A 23220-nucleotide genomic window follows, 5' to 3' on the forward strand; every position below is an offset into this window, starting at 1 on the left:
TTTTATTTTTTTGCCTTCACATAACGAAAGGCTCAGAAGGGAAAATACAGGGTGAAAAAAGAAATTTTTTATTTTTCTGCACAAAAAATACCCCTATGACTTCAAAATTGAAATCATAGGAGTGTATTTATTTTATCTATCTTCGTCGATCATTCTATATTTAGTTTTTACAAATCTTAATAAGAAAACAATAAAACTGAATTTTTCTTTACCACTTACTCTATTTTATATCCACAATATGGACAAGATTTCTCGCATTTTATAGGTGTAATTCTTAAACTTTAGCGACAAAATGAACAACGATTTTTGATTGCAATTATAATTAAAATAGTAAGACGAGCAGAACTAGTTTTTTACTTATATAAGTTCTCACCATCAGTTTTTATAACATCCTGATACCAGTAAAAACTATCTTTTTTATAACGATTCAGTGTTCCGCCGTCTTCTTCATCCCGATCTACATAGACGAAACCATAACGTTTCTGATAACCATTCAGCCAGCTCAGAAGGTCTGTAAATGACCATGTACAATAAGCCCAAATTTCGCAACCTTCTTCAATTGCTTTTCCCAGTTCTTTTAAATGTTCTTTCAGATAATGAATCCTGTATTCATCATGAATCTGGTTTCCTTCTGTCTTTTTATCAAATGCTCCTAGACCATTTTCGGAAATCACGATTGGAAGACCATAGCGGCTTGTAATCTCACGACAGCAAAACCTGAGCCCCATCGGATCAATCGTCCAGTCCCAGTCGGTTGTCATTAGATATGGATTTGCTGGATTTTTATAGATTCCCTGCATACCAAGTTCTTGTGCAGAACCTTTTACCCCTGTCGTATTCATTGTACCGTATGGTGTTACTCCATCCATTGGATTATATTCACATACACAACTCTGATAATAATTTACACCCATAAATGTAATCTCTGATGCTGCTTTTTTCAGTATATCCATATCTCCATCTGCTATTTCCGGTGCATATCCCTTTTTCTTCAGATATGCCATCGCAGCTTTTGGATATCTTCCGTATGCATATACATCCATCCACCAGAAGTTTTTCAACTCATCATAGTCTCGTTTCGCCATTGCATTTATCGGTTTGCAGTCAATAGCATAAGATGGTGTATAAGCAAAACTTGCACCAATCTCACCTTTTCCTCCCATTTCGCGATATGCAAGTACTGCTTTCGCGTGTGCCATAAATGCATGGTGGTTTACCTGATAAAATGTCTTCTGAGCATCAAATTTTCCCGGCGGATGCTGTGCTGTCAGCCATCCAAGAGATGTAAAGATATTCTGTTCGTTTAAGGTAATCCAATATTTTACCTTGTCTCCATAATGCTCAAATAAGGTTCTCGCATATCTCACATAATCCTCTATAATATTCGGGCTTTCCCATCCACCATACAGATCCACCAGTGCCTGCGGAAGATCCCAGTGGAAAATTGTCACCATCGGCTCAATTCCATATTTCAAGCATTCATCAATAATATCCTGATAAAATGCAAGTCCTTTTTCATTGACCGTACCTCTTCCTTCCGGATAAATACGGGCCCAGGAGACAGAAAACCGGTATGTTTTTAATCCCATCTCTGCCATTAATGCAATATCCTCTTTATAGTGGTGATAATGATCTACCGCTACATCACCGGTCGTTGCTTTATATGTTTTCCCTGGGATACGTACAAATGTATCCCAGTTTGTCACACCTTTTCCATCTTCTTTCCATCCACCTTCAATCTGATAAGCCGCTGAAGCGCTTCCCCATAGAAAGTCTTTTGGAAATCTTGTCACTTTCATTTCTTCCATATCCATATTCCTTTCCTTTACTGAACTTTGATAAGGTTACTTTCTTTTGTTACTTCTCCTGTTGCTGTTTTTTCAACTATTGCATACTGATCTGTGTTTGAAACGATCACCGGCGTTGTTACATCATATCCAGCCTCTTTTATTTTTTCAATATCAAATTCGATCAACACATCACCCTTTTTCACAACATCTCCTGCTGCTTTCTTCGGTGAGAAATATTTTCCTTCCAGATTTACGGTATCGATTCCGATGTGTACCAGAAGTTCTACCCCATTCTCTCCTACAAGACCTACTGCATGTCCCGTTTCAAACATCACATCTACTTTTCCATCAAATGGTGCATAGATCACTCCTTTTTCCGGAACGATTGCCGCACCTTTTCCAAGAATTTCCTGTGCAAATGTTGCATCTGCAACTTCTGACAGTGAAATTACTTTTCCTTCTGCCGGACTTGCAATATCAATCGCATTCTCCATTACTTTTACTTCTTTTTTGCTTTCTGTTTCCAGCATGTCTAATTCATCATCATTTTCATCTACTACATCTTCAAATCCAATGATCATTGTCGCAATGAATGCAACCACTACTGTAAGGAGAATCGTAAGTGCTGCAAATAACAGACTCTGCGGTTTCCCTTTTTCTACATACTGAACGATTGTTACGATCGCAGGTGTCGCAATACCAAAACATTTCATCTGGAAAAATCCACCAAATAATCCACCTGCAGCAGCACCGATACATGCTCCTAACATCGGACGTTTCAAACGTAATGTTACACCATACAGAGCTGGCTCTGTAATTCCTGCAAATAATGCAGAAAATGCAGAAGATCCGGCAATCTGTTTAAAATCTTTGTTCTTACTCTTTACTGCTACTGCAAGCGATGCAGCACCCTGTGCCATGTTAGAGCAAAGTTCTCCGATACAGATAAAGTTTTCAAATCCTGTGGAAGCAATCATTCCCAGTTTGATTGGTGTAAATGCATGATGCATACCTGCCATAACAACGAAAGGATATACACCCGCCACAAGACCGATCGCAATAAATCCAAGTTTATCATGAATTGTATAAACAACTGTTGATAATACGTTACCACAGATTGCACCTAAAGGTCCAAGAATAATCAATGCAATAGGTGCTTCGATCAGCACTACCAACATCGGTTTTAAGAAGTTCTTGGTTACTACCGGTGTAATCTTATCTACTAGACGCTCGACATATTTCAGCGACCATACTGCCAAAATAATTGGAATAACTGAATAAGAATAGTTTGCATATGTTACAGGAATAAATTTTAGGAACTTTATCGTCTCTCCCGCATTATTCGCATTACTCATCAGTGAAATAAAGTTCGGATGTAACATGATCAATGCAATACTAGCCGCATAATACATATTTGTTCCAAACTTCTTTGATGCTGACATCGCAATCAGGACCGGCATAAAGAAGAATGCCCCATCACCCATAACGCTTAACAAATTATAGGTATTACCTTCTGTACTCAGTACACCAATCATAGGCAGAAGTGTAAGTAGCACTTTGATCATTGCTGCTCCGATAATTGCCGGAATTACCGGTGCCATAATACCTGAGATTGTATCCATTAACATTGAGAATACACTTTGTTTTTCCTGTTTTTCAGGTGCTTTTTTCGATGCTTCATTTGAAAAATTTCCAAGCTTATTAAGCTCTGCATAGACATTTGCCACATCATTACCAATAATAATCTGGTACTGACCAGCTTTTTTCATCACTCCCATAACACCCTTTGTCTTTTTCACTGCTTCATCATCTACCAAGGATTCATCTTTTAATGTGAAGCGCAGTCTCGTCATACAATGTACAAGACTGATTACATTCTCTTTTCCTCCGACTCTCTGGAGAATCTTTTTTGCTGTACTTTCGTAATTCATTTTTTTACCTCCATTTATTTTTCACTTTTTATACATAACAAAGACCTGACCTAAAAGAGCATACGATTCCCGGGATCGTTGCTTTCTTTTAAGTCAGGTCTTGCTTAACTAAATAATAACAAACCTGCAATCTATTCCGATTGTTCGTCCAATATTCTTTTGATGTGTATTAATAAATATAATCTTTCATCTATTGTCAATTTGCAAGAATACTGTTTTTCAATATATTCTACAATCTTTCTGACTCCTGAATAAACATATTCATTCTGTTCAATCAATACTTTGTAAATCTCCTGCATACTATCCTGATAGATTGTATTGTCAAATACTCTAGCTGCAAAAAATTTCAAATGTGTCAGGAAACGTTCATATGATATCGACTTCTCATCAAATTCTATCTTAAAATATATTCTTACGATTTGAAGAACTGCATTGATCAGTTCCGTTATCTTATTGAAATCTACATCACTTCCATTTCCAAGTTCTGCCGAAATAATGTGCATTGCTATAAATGCGGCTTCGTCTACTCCCAGATTCTCATCGTTTTGCTCCTGTATCCATTTTACCGCCTTTAATCCGATTTCATATTCTTGTGGATAAAATTTGCGAATCTCAAGCTTCATCATATTTTTTAATGCTATATTCTCACGATATCTGTCAACTGCAGAATTAATATGATCTGTAAGCGTCATGTACAAGGAATCCCTGACTTTCAGTCCTTCTTCTCTCGCAGTCTTTACAACCCGGCTTGCAATTTCCAGATATTCTTCTGAGATTTCTTTTACTACTTCCTGTAATCTCCGGCTGTCATCGACACTTTCTAGATAATAGGTTTTATCTGCCAGTGCTTCATCCAGATTTTCACCCTTCTTTTTCTTGAACCCGATTCCAGCTCCTGTTATGATCAGTTCTCGTCCTTCCTGATCAATACTAACAACTGCATTTGTATTCAATACTCTGACTATTTTCACGGTTACCCTCACCTTTAAACAAGCTTTAATAACTATTCCATTAATAATGTAATAAGCCATTTCTACGTAATATCCATCACCTGCCGATATCTACTGAGATCAAACGCATTAAAGTATAAAAAAGACTGCTCATAATACAAAATCCCCTTGTATAATAAACAGTCTTGCTTACCATTACGTAATAACAAACGTTTTATTATACTACCATTATTACCTGTTTTTGTCTATACCCTTTTTATTTTTTCGTCATAACACATAAATCCCCTTCTTATTTTTTGTGCATTTTCACATCTCTGTAAGTCATATTTATAAATACATATCCGATCTTTCCATATTCACTGACTAGTTTTCTGAGATCATTCATGTCTGCAACAACTTCAATCTGATGATTGATTTGCTTTTCAAGCAGGAGTTTTCTCAGATATTCTGATCGGCTAATAGATAAACAAGCAGCGCCTTGGTCTAATAAATCCAGTTCGACATCGGTAAGACGTAATCCTATAAAATGTCTGTGATTCAGTTCTTTATCTTTGTTTTTTGTTCTCATACTCCTCCTTCCGCTGAGACTATTCCTCCCACCGGGAGTCCACGTATTTCAATATCGGCTGTCCCTTCTGATATTAGAAATAGTGCTGTGTACCCCTCTACATAACGAAACGCTCAGAGGCTGTTTTACAGTGGGGGAAAAGAAAAAATATCAAAAAATTGATGAATAAAGATAAGCTTATGTTAGAATGGAAAAAAGAGAAAAGCGTAAAGGACGTAGTTGTGGAGAATATTTGTTATGATTAGAAAGATGTTGAACGGAGATATCGATAGAGTTGCTGACATATGGTTAAAGACAAATCTGAAAGCACATTATTTTATTTCCAATCAATACTGGAAAAGTAATTATGAATTAGTGAAAGAAATGATGTCACAATCCGAAGTTTATGTGTTTGAAGTGGATAAAATGATACAAGGATTTGTAGGATTAAATGATGAATATATCGAAGGTATTTTTGTCTCTGATGAGATGCAGTCATGTGGCATAGGTAAGCTTTTATTGGATTATATTAAGGATAAAAAAGTTAGATTACAATTAAATGTATACCAGAAGAATGCCAGAGCAATTTCTTTTTACCAAAGAGAAGGGTTCATTGTTCAATGTGAAGGTTTGGATGAAGCTACTGGTGAAAAAGAATACACCATGCTATGGAAACAAAAATAGAAATCGGAATTTGGAGGTAAAAAGCATGATGAAGCTCGATAATTTTATTAATATGATGACGGGACACTTTAATAACAAAGAGCAGTTTGATAATATGCAGAGAGAAGGGAAAACATATCCTTATGCAGAACACATTAATACAATCTGTAATGAGAAAATTTTAAACCTTCCTAAAGATTTTAATGGTAAATTTGTTGTTGAAGAAAGCTACTATGAGACAAATGGTAAACGCCATGCTTCCCCACATCTTTTCCTTATTACAGAGAAAGAAGACGGAATTGTGTTGTATTCTTATGAAATACCAGAAGGAGAAGATAAAAGTACGTTTTCATATGATTCTATGAAAAATGTTGACTACACTGAATTGAAAAAATCTGAAAAATTCACTCCGGCGCTCTATCATGAGAAAGATGGAATCTGGGAAGGAGGCAGTACAAGCCAGTTTTCACCGGTAATGACATTTAAGCTTTGGGAAAAGTTTTCTGATAGTTGTCTGGAGGTATCTGAAAGCATGGAAGTTAATGGAAAGAAAACTTTTGGATATGATGAACCAATTATCTATAAGCGAGTATAATCCAAGAATGAAATATTGCGATAAATTCCTATTTTTCAGGACTGGAAAAATAGGAATTTTCGGAGGATAAGCATTATGGAAATAAAAAAGATCCATCAAGATTTTTCAGTATGCAAAGTGATGGATTATTCACTTGTAAACATAGATGCAGAATATAGTTTCATTGGGAAAACAGATGAGGAAAAATCTTTGGTATGCATTACCAGTGATGTCCCGCCAAATGTCATTCAACGTGATGATGGCTGGAAAGGTTTTCGTATTCAGGGGATATTGGATTTTTCTTTGATTGGAATACTATCTAAAATTGCTAAGATTCTGGCAGAAAACAGTATTTCGATTTTTGCGATTTCAACCTATAACACGGACTATGTTTTGATAAAAAAGGAAAATTATCAAAAGGCTCTGGATATTCTTAAAGACTCAGGCTATGAAATCGTAGAGTGACAATTTCAAGTTTGTTGAATTAAAAATGAAATAAAGTTCCAGTAATCATAGAGTGTATGGATTCAATTCCATATGCTCTTTTTCTTTACTTAATTTCATGAAAAATGTAAAAATCTAATGTTACGAGTTGCATTAAAAAAACTCGCAAGAAGACTCGTAAAAAAAAAAGTAAAAAAATTTGCTTTTGACCACTGTAAAACATGCTCTGAGCGTTTCGTTATATGAAGGGATAATTTTTCTTTCATATTTCAAAGAAAAGAGGATAAAGAAATGCCAGAAAAAAGATGTTATACAGTTCAAGAGTTACAGGAAATCTTAGGAGTCAGCAGACCTACTATTTATAACCTTTTGAAGAAAAAGGAATTCCGGTGGATCCAGTTGGATGGCGGGAAGTATCGCATCTCTAAGAAGAGTTTCGATGACTGGCTCGATAACTTGGAATAGTAAAAAACAGGGTGTTGATCAGGCAGATATTGTCTGCATCGACATCCTAAATTTTTTTCTGGATTTGAGATATGATATAAGAAAAAACACTAACACTAAAAAAGACAGATCGATACTGGCTGGTGCATAAAAATGTTTTTGAATCGAAAGGGATTGCCGAAAAGATACGAATCAATATTGCCAGCTTTGAAAAATGGTATGCCAATCAGATTAAATATCATAAAGTTACCGGAGAAGAGCCAGGGAAAGAATTGAAATCCTGGTCCTATTCTGTTAAGGAAGTCGCGGATCTGTTGGGCGTTGATGATTATCTTGTTTATGATTTACTCAAGAAAAATCAAATGGAAGCTGTTATTCTCGATTACTGGAAACGAATACCAATTGAAGAAAACCGTGCATATGTCTTCATCAACAAAGAATCACAGCGTATAAGAAAAGAATCGTTGAATGCATTGGATGGAAAAGATGTGTTGTTGGTATTTCCGACAAATCATAAGAAGAATTCTACGGTCCGTATTCTGAAAACACCGAAGACAGAAAGCAGTGTGCGTAAGATATTCTTACCAAAGAGCGTCGCTAATATGTTGGTAGACTGGAAAGCGGAACAGGATGAAATGAAAGAAATCCTTGGTGATGAATATATGGACTATAATCTCCCACCGGTTGTATTTCACAGTTTTCGTCATAGCAGCGTTACTTATAAGCTGAAATTGAATGGTGGAGACATCAAAGCGGTACAGGGTGATTCCGGTCATGCTCAGGTCAATATGGTTACGGATGTGTACTCTCATATTCTGGATGATGACCGAAGGAAAAATGCAGAGCTTTTTGAAGAAGCATTTTATGAGAAAAAGAATCTGGATCCACAGATGCATGTACAGCAGGAAAATAATAATGCAACTGTTGCTGATGAAGTCGATCCGGAACTTCTGGCAAAAGTGTTGGCAAATCCAGAGATGCGGGCATTGCTCAATTCACTGGCGAAGACGATGAAGTAATGAAAAATAGTGAAAAAATAGTGTAATTTTAGTGGAAAAACAATTCATAAAACGATATAATATATGGATGAAATGGAGGTGGATCATGTGATTAAGGTTACGCTAACAAATGAAATTTTAAAAAGAATATCGGAAATAGACGAAAAGCGTTTTTTTCTTAGTACGATAGAAATGCCACCTGTTATAAAAAACAGACTTAGAAAAAACTCTAAGAAAAAAAGTTCCTATGCTTCTAATAAGATTGAAGGAAATCCATTAACTGAAAAACAGGCAAATGAGGCTATTGATAGTGATCCTCACAAACATTTTTTAAAGCCAGAACAGGAAGTTCGTAATTACTTTTTGGCTTTAAATTTTTTAGAAGAAAAACTGAAAAAGAAAGAAGTTTTTTCAAAAGAAATGATTTTAGAAGTGCAGGCAATGGTTGAAAAAGGTGCGTCAAAAGAAAAGATAGGCTTAAGAGGCCCTATGCCACCTGGAATGTTATTTGCAGTATATGATTCCGAAACAGGCGCAGCGGAATATATTCCACCAGAGTATATTGATATTCCAGACTTGTTGGATGAACTTGTTGAATATGTAAATACTACAGATGATCATCCGCTGATTATTGCTGCTGTAGTTCATTATCAATTGGTTACCATTCATCCTTTTGAAGATGGAAATGGAAGAACCGCCAGATTAATGTCAGGCTATATTCTTGATTATTATGGATATGGTTTTAATGGAATAGGTTCTCTGGAAGAGTATTTTGCCTATGATCCAGATGAGTATTATGCATCACTGCAAATGGGGTTACCGGCGTTATATTATTCAGGAAGAGAAAATCCTCCTCATCCGGAAATTTGGATCAATTATTTTTTGCGGATGATGGAATTGTATTCTAAAAAGGTATATGAATTATCAAAAACATCCGAAAACGACGAGTTAGATGGAAGTCTATCTTATTTAAATGCAAAAGAAAAAGAATTCTTAGCATTTCTGTTAAAAAAGCGATTATATGAGTTTACACCAATTGAAGTAAGCAAAATGCTTGGTGTAACCAACAAAACGATTATTAATCGATGTGCAAAGCTGGTAAATAATGGTTTGTTAATTCCAATCATTGTAAAGACACGAGTCCGATCTTATCGGTTAAGTGATTTTTCAAAGACAAATGAGAAAAAAATTTTGAAAAAAATATCGTAATAAAATATAAAATTTGCCAGTCAAAAACGCATTGACAAACCGCCTCGTATGCGTTATATTATTTATAGACAAGAAAATATCTTGTGCTTTCGATAGAAAGTTTAATTGGATACTGTTTACCATGATCGAACGTACGAAGCATGGTGGTCATATAACAGATGTCGATGGTAATATCAAGGCATTCCCCGATTATTAGCTGGAGCAAACAATCAGCGAACTTTCAGAGCTTTACAGAGCTTGACAGAGGGGGGATTCAGAATAACTCGAATTGAATCGGAAACAGTTTTATATAGTGCCCCACTTGGGTTTACCTTACCTCAGATTGACAGAGAGTGACAATAGGTTGGAGCTCTCCTAAGCGAGGGGTCGGAGGTTCAAATCCTCTTGGCGACGGGCTTCAAAGCGTTCGAAAATGTTAGCTGGATTAGCTGACATCGAACGCTTTTGTTATTTTCTAATCACGTTCGTGACATGATTTTCCATTCAAAATGATTAATTTCCAGCTAACGCAATCCGATTTTTGTTAGCTGACAGCTAATCAAAATCACCTGTTTGCAAACATGGGTTTTAGGAAGTTTGGTGTGTGCGGTAATATACTATATTCAGAAAAACTATTCAGGAGGGTGTTAGTGTGAGAAAATCAGATTGGGTAAAATGGTTGATCGTGATTCCGGCAATGCTAGGCATTGTGTTGGTAACCTATGTGGATCGTATAACAGATATCTGGGGATTTGGTGCATTTAGCTGCCAGCTGATTGCGATTTTAGAATTGGCTTATGGTATGCGAATCGCGATGCTGGCACAGAGTAGAAAGAAGTCCTACCGGTTAACACCGGAAGAACGACATGAGTATGCACAGTATTTATATGAGAAACAATATCAACGTTACCCTGCTGTGGCGAATCAGATGCTTTTGGTTATGGCAAGGATGAGTATACTTCTTGACAATTATGAACGGACTACACAGGAGCTGGAAGATATTTGTATAGATAAATTTAATCCGGCACAGTTGAAGGTGTATTATTACCTGAAAGTGGTTACAGCAGTAGTGGCAGGAGATACAGAAGGACTTCAAGAGAGCCAGATGCGTTATGCAGGGATTCCGGATACTAAATGTGTATATCCGCCAGAAACTGAGCTTGATGAGTGGGTCGAGCAGAGAGATACAGTGCAGATGACAGAAGCACTGAAAAAGGCAGTGCCGGATAAGAAAGAGCATCCGGTACGGATCAGTGTCATTACTTTGATTCTTGCATATAGTACCTTCTTTTACGGATTGTGGTATGGTATAAACCGTGATATGGGATATGAAGTGAGATATCGTTTCGCAGAAATATCGATTGCTGTTATTACAATCAGTCTGGCGAGTCTTTTAATCTGGGGAATCGTAAGCTTGTACAGACACAATTGCCAGGCATTATCCATACAGCCTGGTAAAAACAGAGTGGCATTAATAATCATTTTTGGAGCTGCTGCGATATTTACACTTTTGATTATTGGAATGAGTGGTCTGAGTGTAGTGTTCGGAATGGATGGAGAGGAGACGGTGACTGGTCATGACAGCAAATATACGTATATAACCGTGCAGGAGGATTATGGCGGCGAGCGGAGATATCGAACCAATAATCCATTTGTTATGCAGAGTATGGATGGTCTGTGGTGGTCTTCGGATTCTTCGGATATAATGGATGCTGAAGAAGATAACGAAGAATCATCGGATGCGGATACAGAGGATTTACCAGTGACAGAAGATACTCAGAACGGAGATGTGGTAGAAGATTATGAGGCAGAAGGACAGCATGATGGTCTGACGATTCAAAATGCGATGCTGGCGGTCTATAATTATCTTCAGGAGAATAATGCACTTCAAAATATGGCCTTCAGTTACACTGCGAATGCAAAAGGAGAAGTCTATGGTATTGTCAGTGAAACGCAGGAAACAAAAGATGGTAATATGGTAAATGTAAGATATTGTCTGTATGACAACGGAGCGAAGACGGATGCGGATGGTAATTCTTGCGAAGAACTGGTGTTAGAAAAAGTATATCCAGACGGTAATTACGAGACCGAATTGGTAGATTTTTATCTGGTAAATACGGATACGATGCAGGTGACAGATGAACAGAAGAATACGTGGTAAAATAAATTCTGGGGAAGTAGGTGCGATTGATGATAATGGTGTTAAGTGCGAATGTGTCATAACTGATGAAGGAAATGACATACTTGAAATCAAGAGCATTGCGACAGTTCCAGAATATCAAGGGAAAGGTTATGCAAGAGCCTTAATTGAGTTTATTGTTAATAATTACAGAGAACAATACGCCATTCTGCAAGTGGGAACAGGCGATAGCCCGCTGACAATACCATTTTATGAAAAGTGTGGTTTTGTCCGTTCACATATCATATCAAATTTCTTTACAGATAATTACGACCACCCAATCTATGAGAGTGGAATACAGTTAGTAGATATGGTGTATTTGCAAAGACCTTTATAAATTAACTTCAAGTTTGTGAAATCATAGAGTGTATGGATTCAATTCCATATGCTCTTTTTCTTTTAGTAACCAATCGGCTATATCGTGAATTTCGATTCCATCATAGCTATATAGGGGATGTTTGGTTCTGCGGGCATTGCTCAATTTACTGGCGAAGACGATGAAGTAATGAAGAAACACGATTAAAATGCGGGATAAACACTGCTTCTAAAGAATATAATATGATTGTGGAATAGAAATATGCAACAAGTTACAAAAATCTATTTCAATGTCCGGCTGATATATTGATTTTTGAAGTCCATTCGGATATACTAGAATAGAAAAATGCAACATGTTGCAAAAATCTTTTACAGTGAGGTTTTAAGATGGAGATTCGCAGAGATTTTTATTTGGATAAATTGATAAAAAGAAAGAATAATGGATTGATTAAGGTAATTACTGGTATTCGTCGATGTGGAAAATCCTATTTACTGAATAATCTGTTTTATCATCATTTATTAGAAAGCGGAGTTGATGCTGACCACATCATTCGCTTTGCTTTTGATTCCGCCGATGATCTTTATCTGATTGGCGAAAGCCTGATTCAGATTGAAAAGGAAAAGCGTGGAGTTGCCCCCGAAAAGTTTATGGCTTATATCCGTTCCAAAGTTGTAGGTGAAGAAATGTATTATCTGCTGCTTGATGAAATTCAGATGTTGGATTGTTTTGAAGCTGTTTTGAATGGCTATCTTCGCAAAGATAATATGGATGTATTTGTGACAGGAAGTAATGCAAAACTTTTGTCTAAAGATATAGCCACCGAGTTCGCCGGTCGTGGTGACGAGGTTCATATGTATCCCCTGAGTTTTGCTGAGTTTATGACCATTTACAGCAGTGATAAGTACATGGGATTATCTGAATATATGCTATATGGCGGTATTCCTCTGGTTGTTCTTCGTGAGGGAGCAAACGATAAGGCTGTTGCATTGCAGAATCTGTTCAATGAGATTTATCTTCGAGATATTACCAAACGTAACCGAGTGAGGAATATCGGAGAATTGGAAGATCTTCTGAATATTCTTTCCTCTGCCATTGGTTCGCTGACCAATCCAGAAAAATTGAAGAATACTTTCAAGACGGTAAAGAAATCCAGAATCACTTCCGCTACCATTAAGAAATATCTGGATTATTTTGAGAATTCTTTCCTGATTGAATCAGCACAAAGATATGACATTAAAGGAAAAGCATATATTGAAACACCTAAGAAATATTATTTTTCCGATCTTGGTCTTCGCAATGCTAGAATCAATTTCCGTCAGTTTGAGCAGACTCATTCTATGGAGAATGTAATTTATAATGAACTTCGTATGCGTGGTTACAGTGTGGACGTGGGCGTAATACCGATTGCAGAAAGGAATCAGGAAGGTAAGGTTATCCGTAAACAGCTTGAAGTTGATTTTGTATGCAATCTTGGTTCATCCAGATACTATATCCAGTCGGCATACTCGCTGCCAGATGAAACGAAACGCACTCAGGAAATCAGACCGTTCAGGAAAATTGATGATTCCTTCAAAAAGATTGTTATCACAAAAGATATTGTGCAGCCCTATTATGATGACTATGGTATCTTGACTGTAAACATTTATGACTTCCTCCTTGATCCGCAAATTCTTGAAAAATAAACAATGTTATAAAGGATGCTATGCGGTCTTGGAAGAATGTATGCCGGTGGAGGCGAACTTACAGAAAATATTAATTAGGCATCTAAGATATTTTATATTGTCTTGACCTGTGTATGAGGAATGAATTCCGTCATAGAATAAGGATCAAGAATATTTGCTTTTAATTTCGATAAGAATCATGTTCTTCTTTTATAGCCTGTAATTCGTCAGGATGCATTGCCAAATGAATGATAGCTTTACCCATAACGAGAGCTCCTGTTTTCATTCCATTTTCACCAAATGATTCTCTCATGCATTCCGCAAACTCTTTAGAGTATAAAGGGACATCCTTTCCAATTGAAATCATTGGATAAAGAACTGGAATTTCCAGGTTTACATTCCCAACATCGCTAGAACCACTGATATTACTTGTTTCCTGTCGTGAAAGATTTAATTGATCCATTATATTACCAAGGATTTTTTCCGTAGTCGGACCACAAAATATCTCTGCATAGGTTGGATTTAATTGTTCTGTGGTAAACTGATTTTCACTTGCGATGGCAGAACCTTTTGCACAATTTTCAACACGTTCTTTTAAACGCAAAATTTGTTCATAGCGATTTGCACGCAAATAAACGTAAGCGCTTGCCTTGTCAGGTATCAAATTCGGCATTATACCGCCATCTTTGATAATGCCACTAATCTGACTGCCAGGTTCTAAATATGGACGAATCAGATCAATTGCGTGGAAAAAAAGCTGAACACCATTTAAGGCGTTTATGCCTTCCCATGGATTAGCAGATGCATGAGCTGTTTTTCCAAAAAAGTGAACATTCAAATCACTAGCTGCCAATGTATGAAAGCAGGTAGAATTTACCGGACTCATTTGAGAGAGAATAGCAAATTCATAAGAACTAAAAAGTCCCTTTTCAAGCATTGAAATTTTAGCTCCTGCTATTTCTTCATTTGGTGTTCCGATTAGATCAATATCAAAAGGAAAATCTTCATAGGCCGCCTCTAATGCAAGGGCACAAATAATACTAGCAGCACAACTTGCTGAATGCCCACAACTATGACCAACACCTTCTACAGCATCATACTCACATAATATTGCGATCTTTGGTTTTTTTTCAAAAGAATTCTTACGTTTAGCTAAAAAAGAATATTTGATTCGTTTAACAGGCGAAGTAACTTTATATCCGTGTTCACTAAGTTTCTTTACCAAATAAGCGCAAGTCTGTTTTTCATGACCTGATGCTTCTGGTTGGGCATTCATCCAATCAAGAATTTCTTTCCCTAAAGGAATCATTTCTTTTAAGGCTTCTTCAAATTTTTCCCTCATTTTCATTAATACAACACCTCGTAAAATCAAAACCTACTGATCGTTCTGTTTATTGATAATAGCATAAAAGTATAAATAATGGTATAATTGACCACACAAAATATAAAAAGAAAGTTGGAAAGTATCGTGGCAAAAGATTTGGATAAGATTGATTGGAAAATATTAAATATTCTGCAAACCAATGCTAGAATCCCGGTAAAAGATATCGCAGAACAGGTATATTTATCTTCTCCTGCAGTAACCACACGTATACAGCATCTGGAAAAAAACGGATATATTGAGGGATATCATGCACAAATTAATATGGAACGGGTAGGGATGGGAATTAAAGCTTTTATAAAACTTGCTCTTAATAGAAAAAAACGTCCCCAATTTTTAGAATGTATTGAAGAATATCATAATATATTAGCCTGTTACACAATAACAGGTAATTATACAATTTTGCTTGAAACCGTTTTCGAATCAACACAAAAGTTGGATTCCTTTATTCAAAGACTTCAAGAATTTGGTGATACACAGACCGATATCGTCTTTTTAACATCTTCGGAACATAGACAAGTTCTTTTCCCACTTGAAGAAAATAATGACGAAAAAAGCTAGATACTTTAAAAAAATAAGGCATTACAAAATTTAATAAAGAAAGTTGTCTTATTTGGAAAAATAATTTTGAAATCACAAGAAATTATTGATTTATTTCCATGAACAGTCATATAATCATCGCAGAACGACAAGGATGTCATTCCCTAAAGTGGGGATGGCATCTTTTTTTTTTCAAAAAATGCATGCATCAGGAAAGTAACTGAAAATATGAATCAAATACATGGAGGAGATAAAAATGGTAAAAGGAATTCGTAAAGAGGCATATGATTGCGAAAAGTATGTATCCGGAAAAAGCATGGATGAGGTTATGGCAGAGTATGGTTTGAGTAGTGTAATCAAACTCGGTTCTAATGAAAATCAGTATGGACCTTACGAAACCGCTTTTAAAGAGATGCAGGCAGAAGTTGGCAGAATCAATATTTATCCTGAAAAAAATTATATCCGTTTAAAAGAATTACTCGGAGAAAAACTGGGAGTTACTAAGGATTGGGTAAGTCTTGGACACGGTGCTGGAAATGTACTTGATTCAGTAGCAAAAACATTGTTGGAAGATGGAGATGAAGTTATCGTACCACAGCAGTCCTATCGTTTGTATCGTGAAATATCTAAAATTATGGGCGCAAAAGTTATAGAAGTACCATTGAATGATTCCTATACCATTGACCTTAATGACTTTAAGAAAGCATTAACACCAAAAACAAAGATCGTATGGATTTGCAATCCAAACAATCCTACCGGTTCAATTATCGATAAAGATAGCTTTTCTTCTTTTATCGATGCAATGCCGGAGAATTGTTGGATGGTATTAGATGAAGCGTATGCTGAATTTTGTGATTCCGATCTTTTGCCGGATGTTATGAAGTTTATCAAAGAAGGGAAAAATGTAATAGATATTCATACATTTTCAAAATACTACGGACTTGCTGGTGGCCGAATCGGATATCTGGTAGCATCACCAGAATTTGTAAACTGGTATGACACGGTTAGTGAACCATTTAATGCCAACCGTATCGGACTTGCGGGTGCTGTAGCATTAATGGAAAATGAAGAAGAATGCAAAAAATATGGAGATCTTATGATTCATGACAGAGAATGGTTAAATGAAGAATTAACCAAACTTGGATGTAAATGCTATCCTTCTTATGCAAACTTCGTCTTCTTCGAAACTCCATATAGTGCGTCAGAAATTGGAGAAAAATTACTTCAAAAAGGAATCATTGTAAGACCTTGCGGAGGATGGGGATACGAGAAACATCTTCGTGTCAGCATTGGAACGACAGAACAGAATAAAGAGTTCTTGCAAGGCATAAAAGAAGTTCTGCAGACAATGAACTAGTGGGGGTAAGAAATGAAAGTAGCAATTTGTGATTATAAGGAACCACTCAACAGAGATCTTGAGATTGAAAAAGGAATCTTCAAAAAAATGTTGGGGGAAGATACGGAAATTTCTTTATATGTGCACGAGGGTGACTGTGAAGCATTCAAAAAGGCAATAAAAGATGTGGATGGAGTTCTGACTTCCTATCTGGAATTTCCAAAAGAAATTATTCAAAGCAATCCAGCCTTGAAAGGAATTTCTATAGAGGCAACCGGTTATAATTTTGTAGATGCAGATGCTGCTGAAAAACAAAATACAGCCGTAGCAGTAATCGGGGAATATTGCACTCAGGAAGTAGCAGATCATACGATGGCCTTAATGCTTGCAGTAGCCAGAAAACTAAAACACTATGATCGGGAAATCGAGAAGAAACATGTATATGATTATAATTCAACGTCTGGAATGATTCGTCTCGAAGGATCTACATTTGGCATTATGGGACTCGGAAAAATAGGCAAAGCAGTTGCGAAAAGAGCTCAGGGATTTGGAATGCATGTTATTGCATACAGCCCTTCCTGTAACCCAGATGTAGCAGAAACCTTGGGAGTAAAACTTGTTTCCAAAGAAGAATTGTTTGCGACTTCCGATGTCATCAGTCTTCATATGCGTTTAACGGACGAAAACGTTAATATTTTAAATAAAGAAGCATTTGATCAAATGAAAAAGAAACCAGTTATTGTCAATGTATCACGTGGTGCCATGATTGATGAAATGGCACTTCTAGATGCTTTAAATCAAGGAAAGATTTTTGGTGCAGGACTGGATGTTCTAGTAGAAGAAACCAACGAAAACACTTTAAAATCTCCATTTGTTGGCAGAGAAGATGTCGTATTGACACCTCATACCGCTTTTTATTCTGATTTTGCATTGTATGAATGCCAGAGAATTGCCGCAGAAAATCTCTGCTATATTCTTAAGGGTGAAAAAGATAAGATATTTCGTATGGTAAATAATGTGGAAGTCACAGCTTGGAAAGAGTAACGAACTATACCAGGGCAAGGAAAAAAGTTTGTCACAAACGGAAAGAGAGGTCAAAACATTATGAGAGAAGCTCTTAAACAATTGGATAAAAGAGTCTATATCATGACTTTGACTATGATCCTTCTATTGTTGATTTTGCTTGGGACTTGTCCTGGAATCATTACTGGTTGGATAAATGGATTGTTTTCACTTGCTGTAGAAAAATTTGGATGGCTTTATATTCTAACAAATTGCGGCTGTTTTGTATTGTTTTTTTATTTGTATTTCGGAAAATATGGAAATATAAAACTTGGAAAACCTGAAGAAAAGCCACGGTTTTCAACATTTAGCTGGGCCTCCATGATTTTTACTTCAGGTGCAGGTTCAAGTACAGTAATCCTTGGCTTTGTAGAACCGGTAAACTATCTAACAAACACGCCTTTTCATATCAAAGCAATGTCCAATGAAGCTTACGAATATGCACATATGTATGGACAGTTTCATTGGGGAATCAGTGCATGGGCATTCTATGTACCGGCAATAGCCGCTATTTCGTACATGCTTTATAAAAGAAACAGCAAAAGTGTAAAGATTTCCAATACGTTGGTTCCCCTATTTGGTAAAAAAATTGAAACATCCTGGATTGGAAAAATCATTGATTCCATTGTATCACTTGGAATTGTAGCATCTATTACAACATCACTTGGCCTGGGTGTTCCGGTTATGTCAGAACTTATTGCAGACACCTTTAAAATCAAACAAAGTATCTGGCTACAACTATTTGTGTTTTTTGTATGGTTCCTTATTTTTGGTTGGAGCGTATTTCGTGGAATGGATAACGGAATCAAAAAGCTTACTAGCATAAATATGTATATTATTTTCGCATTTCTGATTGCCTTCTTTTTAGTATCTCCTATGAATGACATTATAAGAATGGAAATGAACAGTGTCGGACTATACCTTGATAAACTGCCACGTATGATGTTTAATACAGATCCTTTCGGAAACCAAAAATTTGTAAATGACTGGACAATGTTTTATTGGGGATGGTGGTTAATCTTTATTCCAATCATGGGAATGTTTGTGGCAAAAATCTCCCGCGGCAGAACCTTAAAACAAGTTCTTCTGGGACAAATGATATGGGGAAGTTTAGGATGTTGTACATTTCTTGGTATTTTGGGCGGATACTCTTTGTATTTGCAAAAACACGGAATCGTAGATTTGGTTTCCATCGTAGAAAAGGAAGGAAATGGAAAGGCTGTTCTTGCAATTATGCAGACTCTACCACTCAGTAAATTATTTATTGTTGTATTGATTGTACTCTGTTTTGTATTTTTGGCAACGACGATTGACTCGACAGCAATGGTTCTTGGATCAGCTACTTCAACAGGGTTGCGTCCGGATGAGGACCCTCATCTTTATAATCGTTTCAGCTGGGCAATTGCAATTTTTGCTCTTGCAATAGCTCTTTCGTTCACTGGTGGTTTGCAACTGGTACAAAGATTTGCAATTGTATTGGGTTTCCCTCTGATTTTTATCGCAGGTCTGATGTCCATATCTGTATTAAAAGCAATGAAAGAGGATTATGGAAATAAAACGAAAGAAGAAATCATAAAACTTGAAAACACTTTAGAAATAAAACGAAAGAAGGAATCATTATGAATCAAACATTAAAAAAATATTTGACATTGATTGTTCTAGGACTTGCGGGAGGATCTATTTATATTTTCCCGTATCTAAAATATGTATTTTATGATCCTTTGATTCACGTATTACATATAAGTAATGCACAGTCAGGCATGCTTCTTACGATGTATGCAATAGGATGTGTTATTCTTTACATTCCGGGCGGTATTTTGGCAGATAAAGTAAATCCTAAAAAAGCATTAATATTATCGTTATTAGCAACTTCCGCATTAACAATTATTTTTGCAGTCATAATTTTTCTTGGTTTACCAGGCTCTGTATCTTTTGGAATTTCACTTGTCATCTGGCTTTTACTTGCATTTGGATCTGGTTTTGTTTTTTGGACAGCACTTTTAAAAGCAATCCGAATTATTGGTACAGAAGAAGAACAGGGACGTATGTATGGTGTATATTATGCAGCAAACGGAACAACAGCAGCCATTATTGCAGTTGTAAATCTCTGGGCATATAACCTTGGTGGCGGCGATAAAAATGAGCAAATGGGATTCTTTTTTGCAGTAATCTCTATGGCTATATTTACAATACTTGCTGCAATTCTACTCGCGATTTTTATGGAAGGAACAACAGATAAGGACATCTCTACTGCTGAAGAAGACAAATTCCATTTCAGTGATATTGGTGAAGTTGTAAAAAATCCGGCAGTATGGTTAGTTTCGATTATGTTCTTCTGTATTTATGGTGTATATAGTTGTTCTTCTTATTTCACACCATATTTAACAGATATCGTTGGCTTGTCTACAACTGTGGCCGGTGCATGTTCCGTAATTCGTACCTATGTGGTTATGCTTATTGCGGCACCACTGGGCGGAATTCTTGCAGATAAAATATTTAAATCGACTTTAAACTGGTTTAGATTCGGAGGTACAATCCTTGCATTTTCTATCGCGTTAGTCATCTTAGTCGGAAGTCAGGCTCCTGCTATGTTGATCGCCGTATTAACTCTAATTCCAGGTTTGTTTAGTATGTGTTTGTACGGCGTTATGTTTTCTACAATGCATGAAATCAATATTCCAATTAAAGTGGCTGGAACGGCCATTGGAATTGCTTCGATCATTGGATATTTACCAGACATGTTTTTGAGTACATTTTTTGGATCTATTCTTGATAAGGCACAAGGGGCAGCCGGATATATGCAGATTTTTGAGATTTTAGCTGTATTCTGTGTAATCGTGGTAGTTATTAGTTGTTTCTTATATACAAAATATGTTAAAAAAGCAAAATAGATAATTATTATATAAGTGGCATGAATATACAGATAAACACAAAGGGATAAACACAAAGGAGTCAAATCGCACGGATTTGACTCCTTTGTGTTTTAAAAACAGACGAATTGATTCTAGTACACTTTCACAAAATCACATCATCGCGAGAAAGCTTCCACAAATAGTTCAACAAGAATTGGTGAACTTCCTTATCGGCTGCAATCCAAAAGTCATGATAGGATTTATTTGCATTTTGTATCTTGAAGATATAAAATAAATTTCTATGGAAGGAGGAATAAGGCAATGTCAAAAGATGAATATTTGATCACAGATACGCCTTTGAAAGCGCTGACTGTTTTTGCAATGCCTATGATTCTGGGGAGCTTTTTTCAACAAGTATATAATATGGCTGATTCTATTATCGTTGGTCAGTTTGTCGGATCTTCTGCACTTGCTGCAGTTGGAGCATGTGCTGCGCTTACAAATGTCTTCATTTGTGTGGCATTGGGGGCCGGTGTAGGTGCAGGTGTGCTTGTGAGCCGTTATTTTGGAGCCAGAGATTATAGTAAAATGAAAACAATTGTGTCAACATCATTGATCAGCTTCCTGATTTTAAGCATACTTCTGAGTGTGTTTGGGTTTTGTCTTTCCCATTCGATGATGAGTTTATTACAGACACCTGCTGATATACTGGAGGAAGCAGTATTGTATCTTCGTGTTTATTTTGCAGGTTTTCCGTTTTTGTTTATGTACAACATCCTTTCAACGATGTTCACCTCTATCGGAGAGTCAAAAATTCCACTGGGCCTTTTGATATTCTCTTCTGTTTTGAATATATTTATGGATCTTTGGATGGTAGCTGGACTTGGTCTGGGTGTGTTTGGCGCAGCCCTTGCAACTCTCATTGCACAGGGGATTTCTGCAGTGTTTTCACTTTTGATTTTCTTTAGTCGGATGCACCGGTATAAAAGTCACTTTGCCTGGTTTGATGGGAAGGAGTTACATTCTATGCTTCGAATTGCTGTACCTTCGGTTCTTCAGCAGTCTACCGTGTCAATTGGGATGATGATCGTACAGGCAGTTGTAAATCCATTCGGTACACAGGCACTTGCCGGTTATTCCGCAACGATGAGGGTAGAGAATGTCTTTTCATTGATTTTCGTATCCATTGGAAATGCGGTCTCGCCGTATGTTTCCCAAAATCTTGGGGCAAAGAAACTAGAACGTATGAAAAAAGGATATCATGCGGCACTGGTATTAGATCTCTGTTTTGCGATCCTTGCTTTTATAGTTATTGAAACACTGCATACACAAATTTCTTCGTTATTTCTGGGCAAAGATGGAACCGTCTTAGCATATCAGGTGTCCGGAAATTATATGAGATGGCTCGGTTACTTTTTCATTTTCATGGGGATCAAAATGGCAACAGACGGAGTCCTTCGTGGACTTGGAATCATGAGACCATTTCTTATTGCAAATATGGTAAATCTTACAATAAGATTGTCAGTTGCTTTAATCTGTGCCCCTCGTTTTGGTATTGCATTTGTATGGCTTGCCGTACCGGCTGGCTGGTTCGCAAATTTTCTGATTTCTTATGTGGCACTTAGAAAATCGTGGCCAACCGAAAGCATAGCGAATTCTTGATAAATTGTTTTTTCAACAATTTGCAGGACTGACAATGCGCCTGTTTGTATGTTCTTTGAAAGGAAGAGAAAGATATGGTATACACATGCAAATATAAATCACCGTTAGGAAATATTTTACTGGCAGCGGATGAAATCGGGCTTACTGGCTTGTGGTTTGAAGGACAGAAATATTTTGCAAATACACTTCCGGATGAGCATATTTCGCAGGAAACGGAGATTCTGGCAGAGGCAAAAAAATGGCTGGATGTGTTTTTTTCCGGGGAAGAACCGAAATTTACTCCGCCTCTTCATCCTGCCGGATCAGAATTCAGACAGGCAGTATGGAAGATTTTATTACAGATTCCTTATGGACACACGATCACATACGGTGAAATCGCCCGCAAAATGGCTGAACGGAAACATGCTTCTCATATGTCTGCTCAGGCAGTTGGCGGTGCGGTTGGACATAATGAAATTTCTATGATTATTCCCTGTCATCGAGTCGTAGGCACAAATGGAAGTTTAACAGGATATGCAGGGGGAATTGACAAAAAAATATTACTGCTTAAGTTGGAACACGCAGATATGAGTCATTTATTTATTCCGAAGAAAGGAACAGCATTGTAGGAAGCAGAAATAGCAGAAAAGAAAAAAGAACAGAAAAAGAAGATAAAATTAAGAACCAAAAAAGACAGGAAATGGTTTCGAACCGCTTCCTGTC

The 23220-nt window shown here is 36.7% G+C and carries 20 protein-coding genes and 1 pseudogene; 16 read left to right on the forward strand and 5 right to left on the reverse strand.

What is annotated here, in order from left to right:
• Positions 1-353: 353 nt before the first annotated feature.
• The 4 genes from KGMB01110_RS08355 to KGMB01110_RS08370 form a co-directional block, all read right to left on the reverse strand.
• Positions 354-1808, reverse strand: a complete 1455-nt coding sequence (locus tag KGMB01110_RS08355; protein WP_119299123.1) for a glycoside hydrolase family 1 protein — start codon at positions 1806-1808, stop codon at positions 354-356.
• A 17-nt stretch (positions 1809-1825) separates the two neighbouring features.
• Positions 1826-3721 (reverse strand): beta-glucoside-specific PTS transporter subunit IIABC, encoded by a 1896-nt coding sequence (locus tag KGMB01110_RS08360; RefSeq protein ID WP_119297992.1) that lies wholly within the window; start codon positions 3719-3721, stop codon positions 1826-1828.
• A 131-nt stretch (positions 3722-3852) separates the two neighbouring features.
• Complete coding sequence (locus KGMB01110_RS08365; protein WP_243112726.1) at positions 3853-4692, reverse strand: PRD domain-containing protein; 840 nt, start codon at positions 4690-4692, stop codon at positions 3853-3855.
• Between the two features lie 268 nt (positions 4693-4960).
• Positions 4961-5239 (reverse strand): plasmid mobilization protein, encoded by a 279-nt coding sequence (locus tag KGMB01110_RS08370; RefSeq protein ID WP_243112727.1) that lies wholly within the window; start codon positions 5237-5239, stop codon positions 4961-4963.
• Positions 5240-5476: 237 nt separating this feature from the next.
• On the opposite strand from KGMB01110_RS08370, the gene KGMB01110_RS08375 reads away from it, so the two are divergent.
• The 9 genes and pseudogenes from KGMB01110_RS08375 to KGMB01110_RS08420 all read left to right on the forward strand — a co-directional run bounded on the left by KGMB01110_RS08375 (position 5477) and on the right by KGMB01110_RS08420 (position 13706).
• Positions 5477-5902, forward strand: a complete 426-nt coding sequence (locus KGMB01110_RS08375) for a GNAT family N-acetyltransferase (RefSeq protein ID WP_119297994.1) — start codon at positions 5477-5479, stop codon at positions 5900-5902.
• A 25-nt stretch (positions 5903-5927) separates the two neighbouring features.
• A complete protein-coding gene (locus tag KGMB01110_RS08380) occupies positions 5928-6476 on the forward strand; it encodes a hypothetical protein (RefSeq protein WP_119299125.1) in 549 nt (182 codons plus the stop codon).
• Between the two features lie 75 nt (positions 6477-6551).
• Positions 6552-6920 carry an ACT domain-containing protein gene (locus tag KGMB01110_RS08385; protein WP_119297995.1) on the forward strand — a complete coding sequence of 123 codons (369 nt, stop codon included), beginning with the start codon at positions 6552-6554 and terminating at the stop codon, positions 6918-6920.
• 270 nt (positions 6921-7190) lie between these two features.
• Positions 7191-7364, forward strand: a complete 174-nt coding sequence (locus tag KGMB01110_RS08390) for a helix-turn-helix domain-containing protein (protein ID WP_119297996.1) — start codon at positions 7191-7193, stop codon at positions 7362-7364.
• Positions 7365-7744: 380 nt separating this feature from the next.
• Positions 7745-8362: pseudogene (locus KGMB01110_RS15355) on the forward strand (site-specific integrase); the annotation flags it as partial.
• An 87-nt stretch (positions 8363-8449) separates the two neighbouring features.
• Positions 8450-9550 carry a Fic family protein gene (locus KGMB01110_RS08405; RefSeq protein ID WP_243112731.1) on the forward strand — a complete coding sequence of 367 codons (1101 nt, stop codon included), beginning with the start codon at positions 8450-8452 and terminating at the stop codon, positions 9548-9550.
• 631 nt (positions 9551-10181) lie between these two features.
• A complete protein-coding gene (locus KGMB01110_RS08410) occupies positions 10182-11690 on the forward strand; it encodes a hypothetical protein (RefSeq protein ID WP_119297998.1) in 1509 nt (502 codons plus the stop codon).
• Positions 11668-12045: a GNAT family N-acetyltransferase gene (locus KGMB01110_RS08415; RefSeq protein WP_119297999.1), complete on the forward strand. Its 378-nt coding sequence runs from the start codon at positions 11668-11670 to the stop codon at positions 12043-12045. Before KGMB01110_RS08410 ends, KGMB01110_RS08415 begins: the two co-directional genes overlap by 23 nt.
• A 365-nt stretch (positions 12046-12410) precedes the next feature.
• On the forward strand, positions 12411-13706 hold the full coding sequence (locus tag KGMB01110_RS08420) for an ATP-binding protein (RefSeq protein WP_119298000.1): 1296 nt from the start codon (positions 12411-12413) through the stop codon (positions 13704-13706).
• A gap of 160 nt (positions 13707-13866) precedes the next feature.
• Here the strand turns inward: KGMB01110_RS08420 and KGMB01110_RS08425 are convergent, their stop codons facing one another.
• Positions 13867-15033 (reverse strand): M20/M25/M40 family metallo-hydrolase, encoded by a 1167-nt coding sequence (locus tag KGMB01110_RS08425; protein ID WP_119298001.1) that lies wholly within the window; start codon positions 15031-15033, stop codon positions 13867-13869.
• 120 nt (positions 15034-15153) lie between these two features.
• Between KGMB01110_RS08425 and KGMB01110_RS08430 the strand changes: the two genes are divergently transcribed.
• From KGMB01110_RS08430 to KGMB01110_RS08460, 7 genes are all read left to right on the forward strand, one after another.
• Positions 15154-15627 (forward strand): Lrp/AsnC family transcriptional regulator, encoded by a 474-nt coding sequence (locus KGMB01110_RS08430; RefSeq protein WP_170141704.1) that lies wholly within the window; start codon positions 15154-15156, stop codon positions 15625-15627.
• Positions 15628-15862: 235 nt separating this feature from the next.
• Positions 15863-16963 (forward strand): histidinol-phosphate transaminase, encoded by a 1101-nt coding sequence (hisC, locus tag KGMB01110_RS08435; RefSeq protein ID WP_170141705.1) that lies wholly within the window; start codon positions 15863-15865, stop codon positions 16961-16963.
• A gap of 12 nt (positions 16964-16975) precedes the next feature.
• Positions 16976-17986 carry an NAD(P)-dependent oxidoreductase gene (locus KGMB01110_RS08440; RefSeq protein WP_119298004.1) on the forward strand — a complete coding sequence of 337 codons (1011 nt, stop codon included), beginning with the start codon at positions 16976-16978 and terminating at the stop codon, positions 17984-17986.
• Positions 17987-18046: 60 nt separating this feature from the next.
• Entirely contained in the window at positions 18047-19627 is a 1581-nt protein-coding gene (locus tag KGMB01110_RS08445) for a BCCT family transporter (RefSeq protein ID WP_119298005.1), read from the forward strand.
• On the forward strand, positions 19624-20895 hold the full coding sequence (locus KGMB01110_RS08450) for an MFS transporter (RefSeq protein WP_119298006.1): 1272 nt from the start codon (positions 19624-19626) through the stop codon (positions 20893-20895). Before KGMB01110_RS08445 ends, KGMB01110_RS08450 begins: the two co-directional genes overlap by 4 nt.
• Before the next feature lie 282 nt (positions 20896-21177).
• Positions 21178-22518 carry an MATE family efflux transporter gene (locus KGMB01110_RS08455; protein WP_119298007.1) on the forward strand — a complete coding sequence of 447 codons (1341 nt, stop codon included), beginning with the start codon at positions 21178-21180 and terminating at the stop codon, positions 22516-22518.
• Between the two features lie 74 nt (positions 22519-22592).
• Positions 22593-23126, forward strand: coding sequence for a methylated-DNA--[protein]-cysteine S-methyltransferase (locus tag KGMB01110_RS08460; RefSeq protein ID WP_119298008.1), 534 nt, complete (start codon positions 22593-22595; stop codon positions 23124-23126).
• The last annotated feature ends 94 nt before the right edge of the window (positions 23127-23220 follow it).

The sequence above is a fragment of the Mediterraneibacter butyricigenes genome, assembly GCF_003574295.1.
Taxonomy (GTDB): Bacteria; Bacillota; Clostridia; order Lachnospirales; family Lachnospiraceae; genus Mediterraneibacter_A; species Mediterraneibacter_A butyricigenes.

Excerpts from the sequence above, each read along its gene's own strand:
- KGMB01110_RS08355 (WP_119299123.1), bottom strand. The coding sequence starts at position 1,808 with ATGGAAGAAATGAAAGTGACAAGATTTCCAAAAGACTTTCTATGGGGA.
- KGMB01110_RS08360 (WP_119297992.1), bottom strand. The coding sequence starts at position 3,721 with ATGAATTACGAAAGTACAGCAAAAAAGATTCTCCAGAGAGTCGGAGGA.
- KGMB01110_RS08370 (WP_243112727.1), bottom strand. The coding sequence starts at position 5,239 with ATGAGAACAAAAAACAAAGATAAAGAACTGAATCACAGACATTTTATA.
- KGMB01110_RS08375 (WP_119297994.1), top strand. The coding sequence starts at position 5,477 with ATGATTAGAAAGATGTTGAACGGAGATATCGATAGAGTTGCTGACATA.
- KGMB01110_RS08380 (WP_119299125.1), top strand. The coding sequence starts at position 5,928 with ATGATGAAGCTCGATAATTTTATTAATATGATGACGGGACACTTTAAT.
- KGMB01110_RS08385 (WP_119297995.1), top strand. The coding sequence starts at position 6,552 with ATGGAAATAAAAAAGATCCATCAAGATTTTTCAGTATGCAAAGTGATG.
- KGMB01110_RS08390 (WP_119297996.1), top strand. The coding sequence starts at position 7,191 with ATGCCAGAAAAAAGATGTTATACAGTTCAAGAGTTACAGGAAATCTTA.
- KGMB01110_RS08415 (WP_119297999.1), top strand. The coding sequence starts at position 11,668 with ATGAACAGAAGAATACGTGGTAAAATAAATTCTGGGGAAGTAGGTGCG.
- KGMB01110_RS08420 (WP_119298000.1), top strand. The coding sequence starts at position 12,411 with ATGGAGATTCGCAGAGATTTTTATTTGGATAAATTGATAAAAAGAAAG.
- KGMB01110_RS08425 (WP_119298001.1), bottom strand. The coding sequence starts at position 15,033 with ATGAAAATGAGGGAAAAATTTGAAGAAGCCTTAAAAGAAATGATTCCT.
- hisC (WP_170141705.1), top strand. The coding sequence starts at position 15,863 with ATGGTAAAAGGAATTCGTAAAGAGGCATATGATTGCGAAAAGTATGTA.
- KGMB01110_RS08440 (WP_119298004.1), top strand. The coding sequence starts at position 16,976 with ATGAAAGTAGCAATTTGTGATTATAAGGAACCACTCAACAGAGATCTT.
- KGMB01110_RS08445 (WP_119298005.1), top strand. The coding sequence starts at position 18,047 with ATGAGAGAAGCTCTTAAACAATTGGATAAAAGAGTCTATATCATGACT.
- KGMB01110_RS08450 (WP_119298006.1), top strand. The coding sequence starts at position 19,624 with ATGAATCAAACATTAAAAAAATATTTGACATTGATTGTTCTAGGACTT.
- KGMB01110_RS08455 (WP_119298007.1), top strand. The coding sequence starts at position 21,178 with ATGTCAAAAGATGAATATTTGATCACAGATACGCCTTTGAAAGCGCTG.
- KGMB01110_RS08460 (WP_119298008.1), top strand. The coding sequence starts at position 22,593 with ATGGTATACACATGCAAATATAAATCACCGTTAGGAAATATTTTACTG.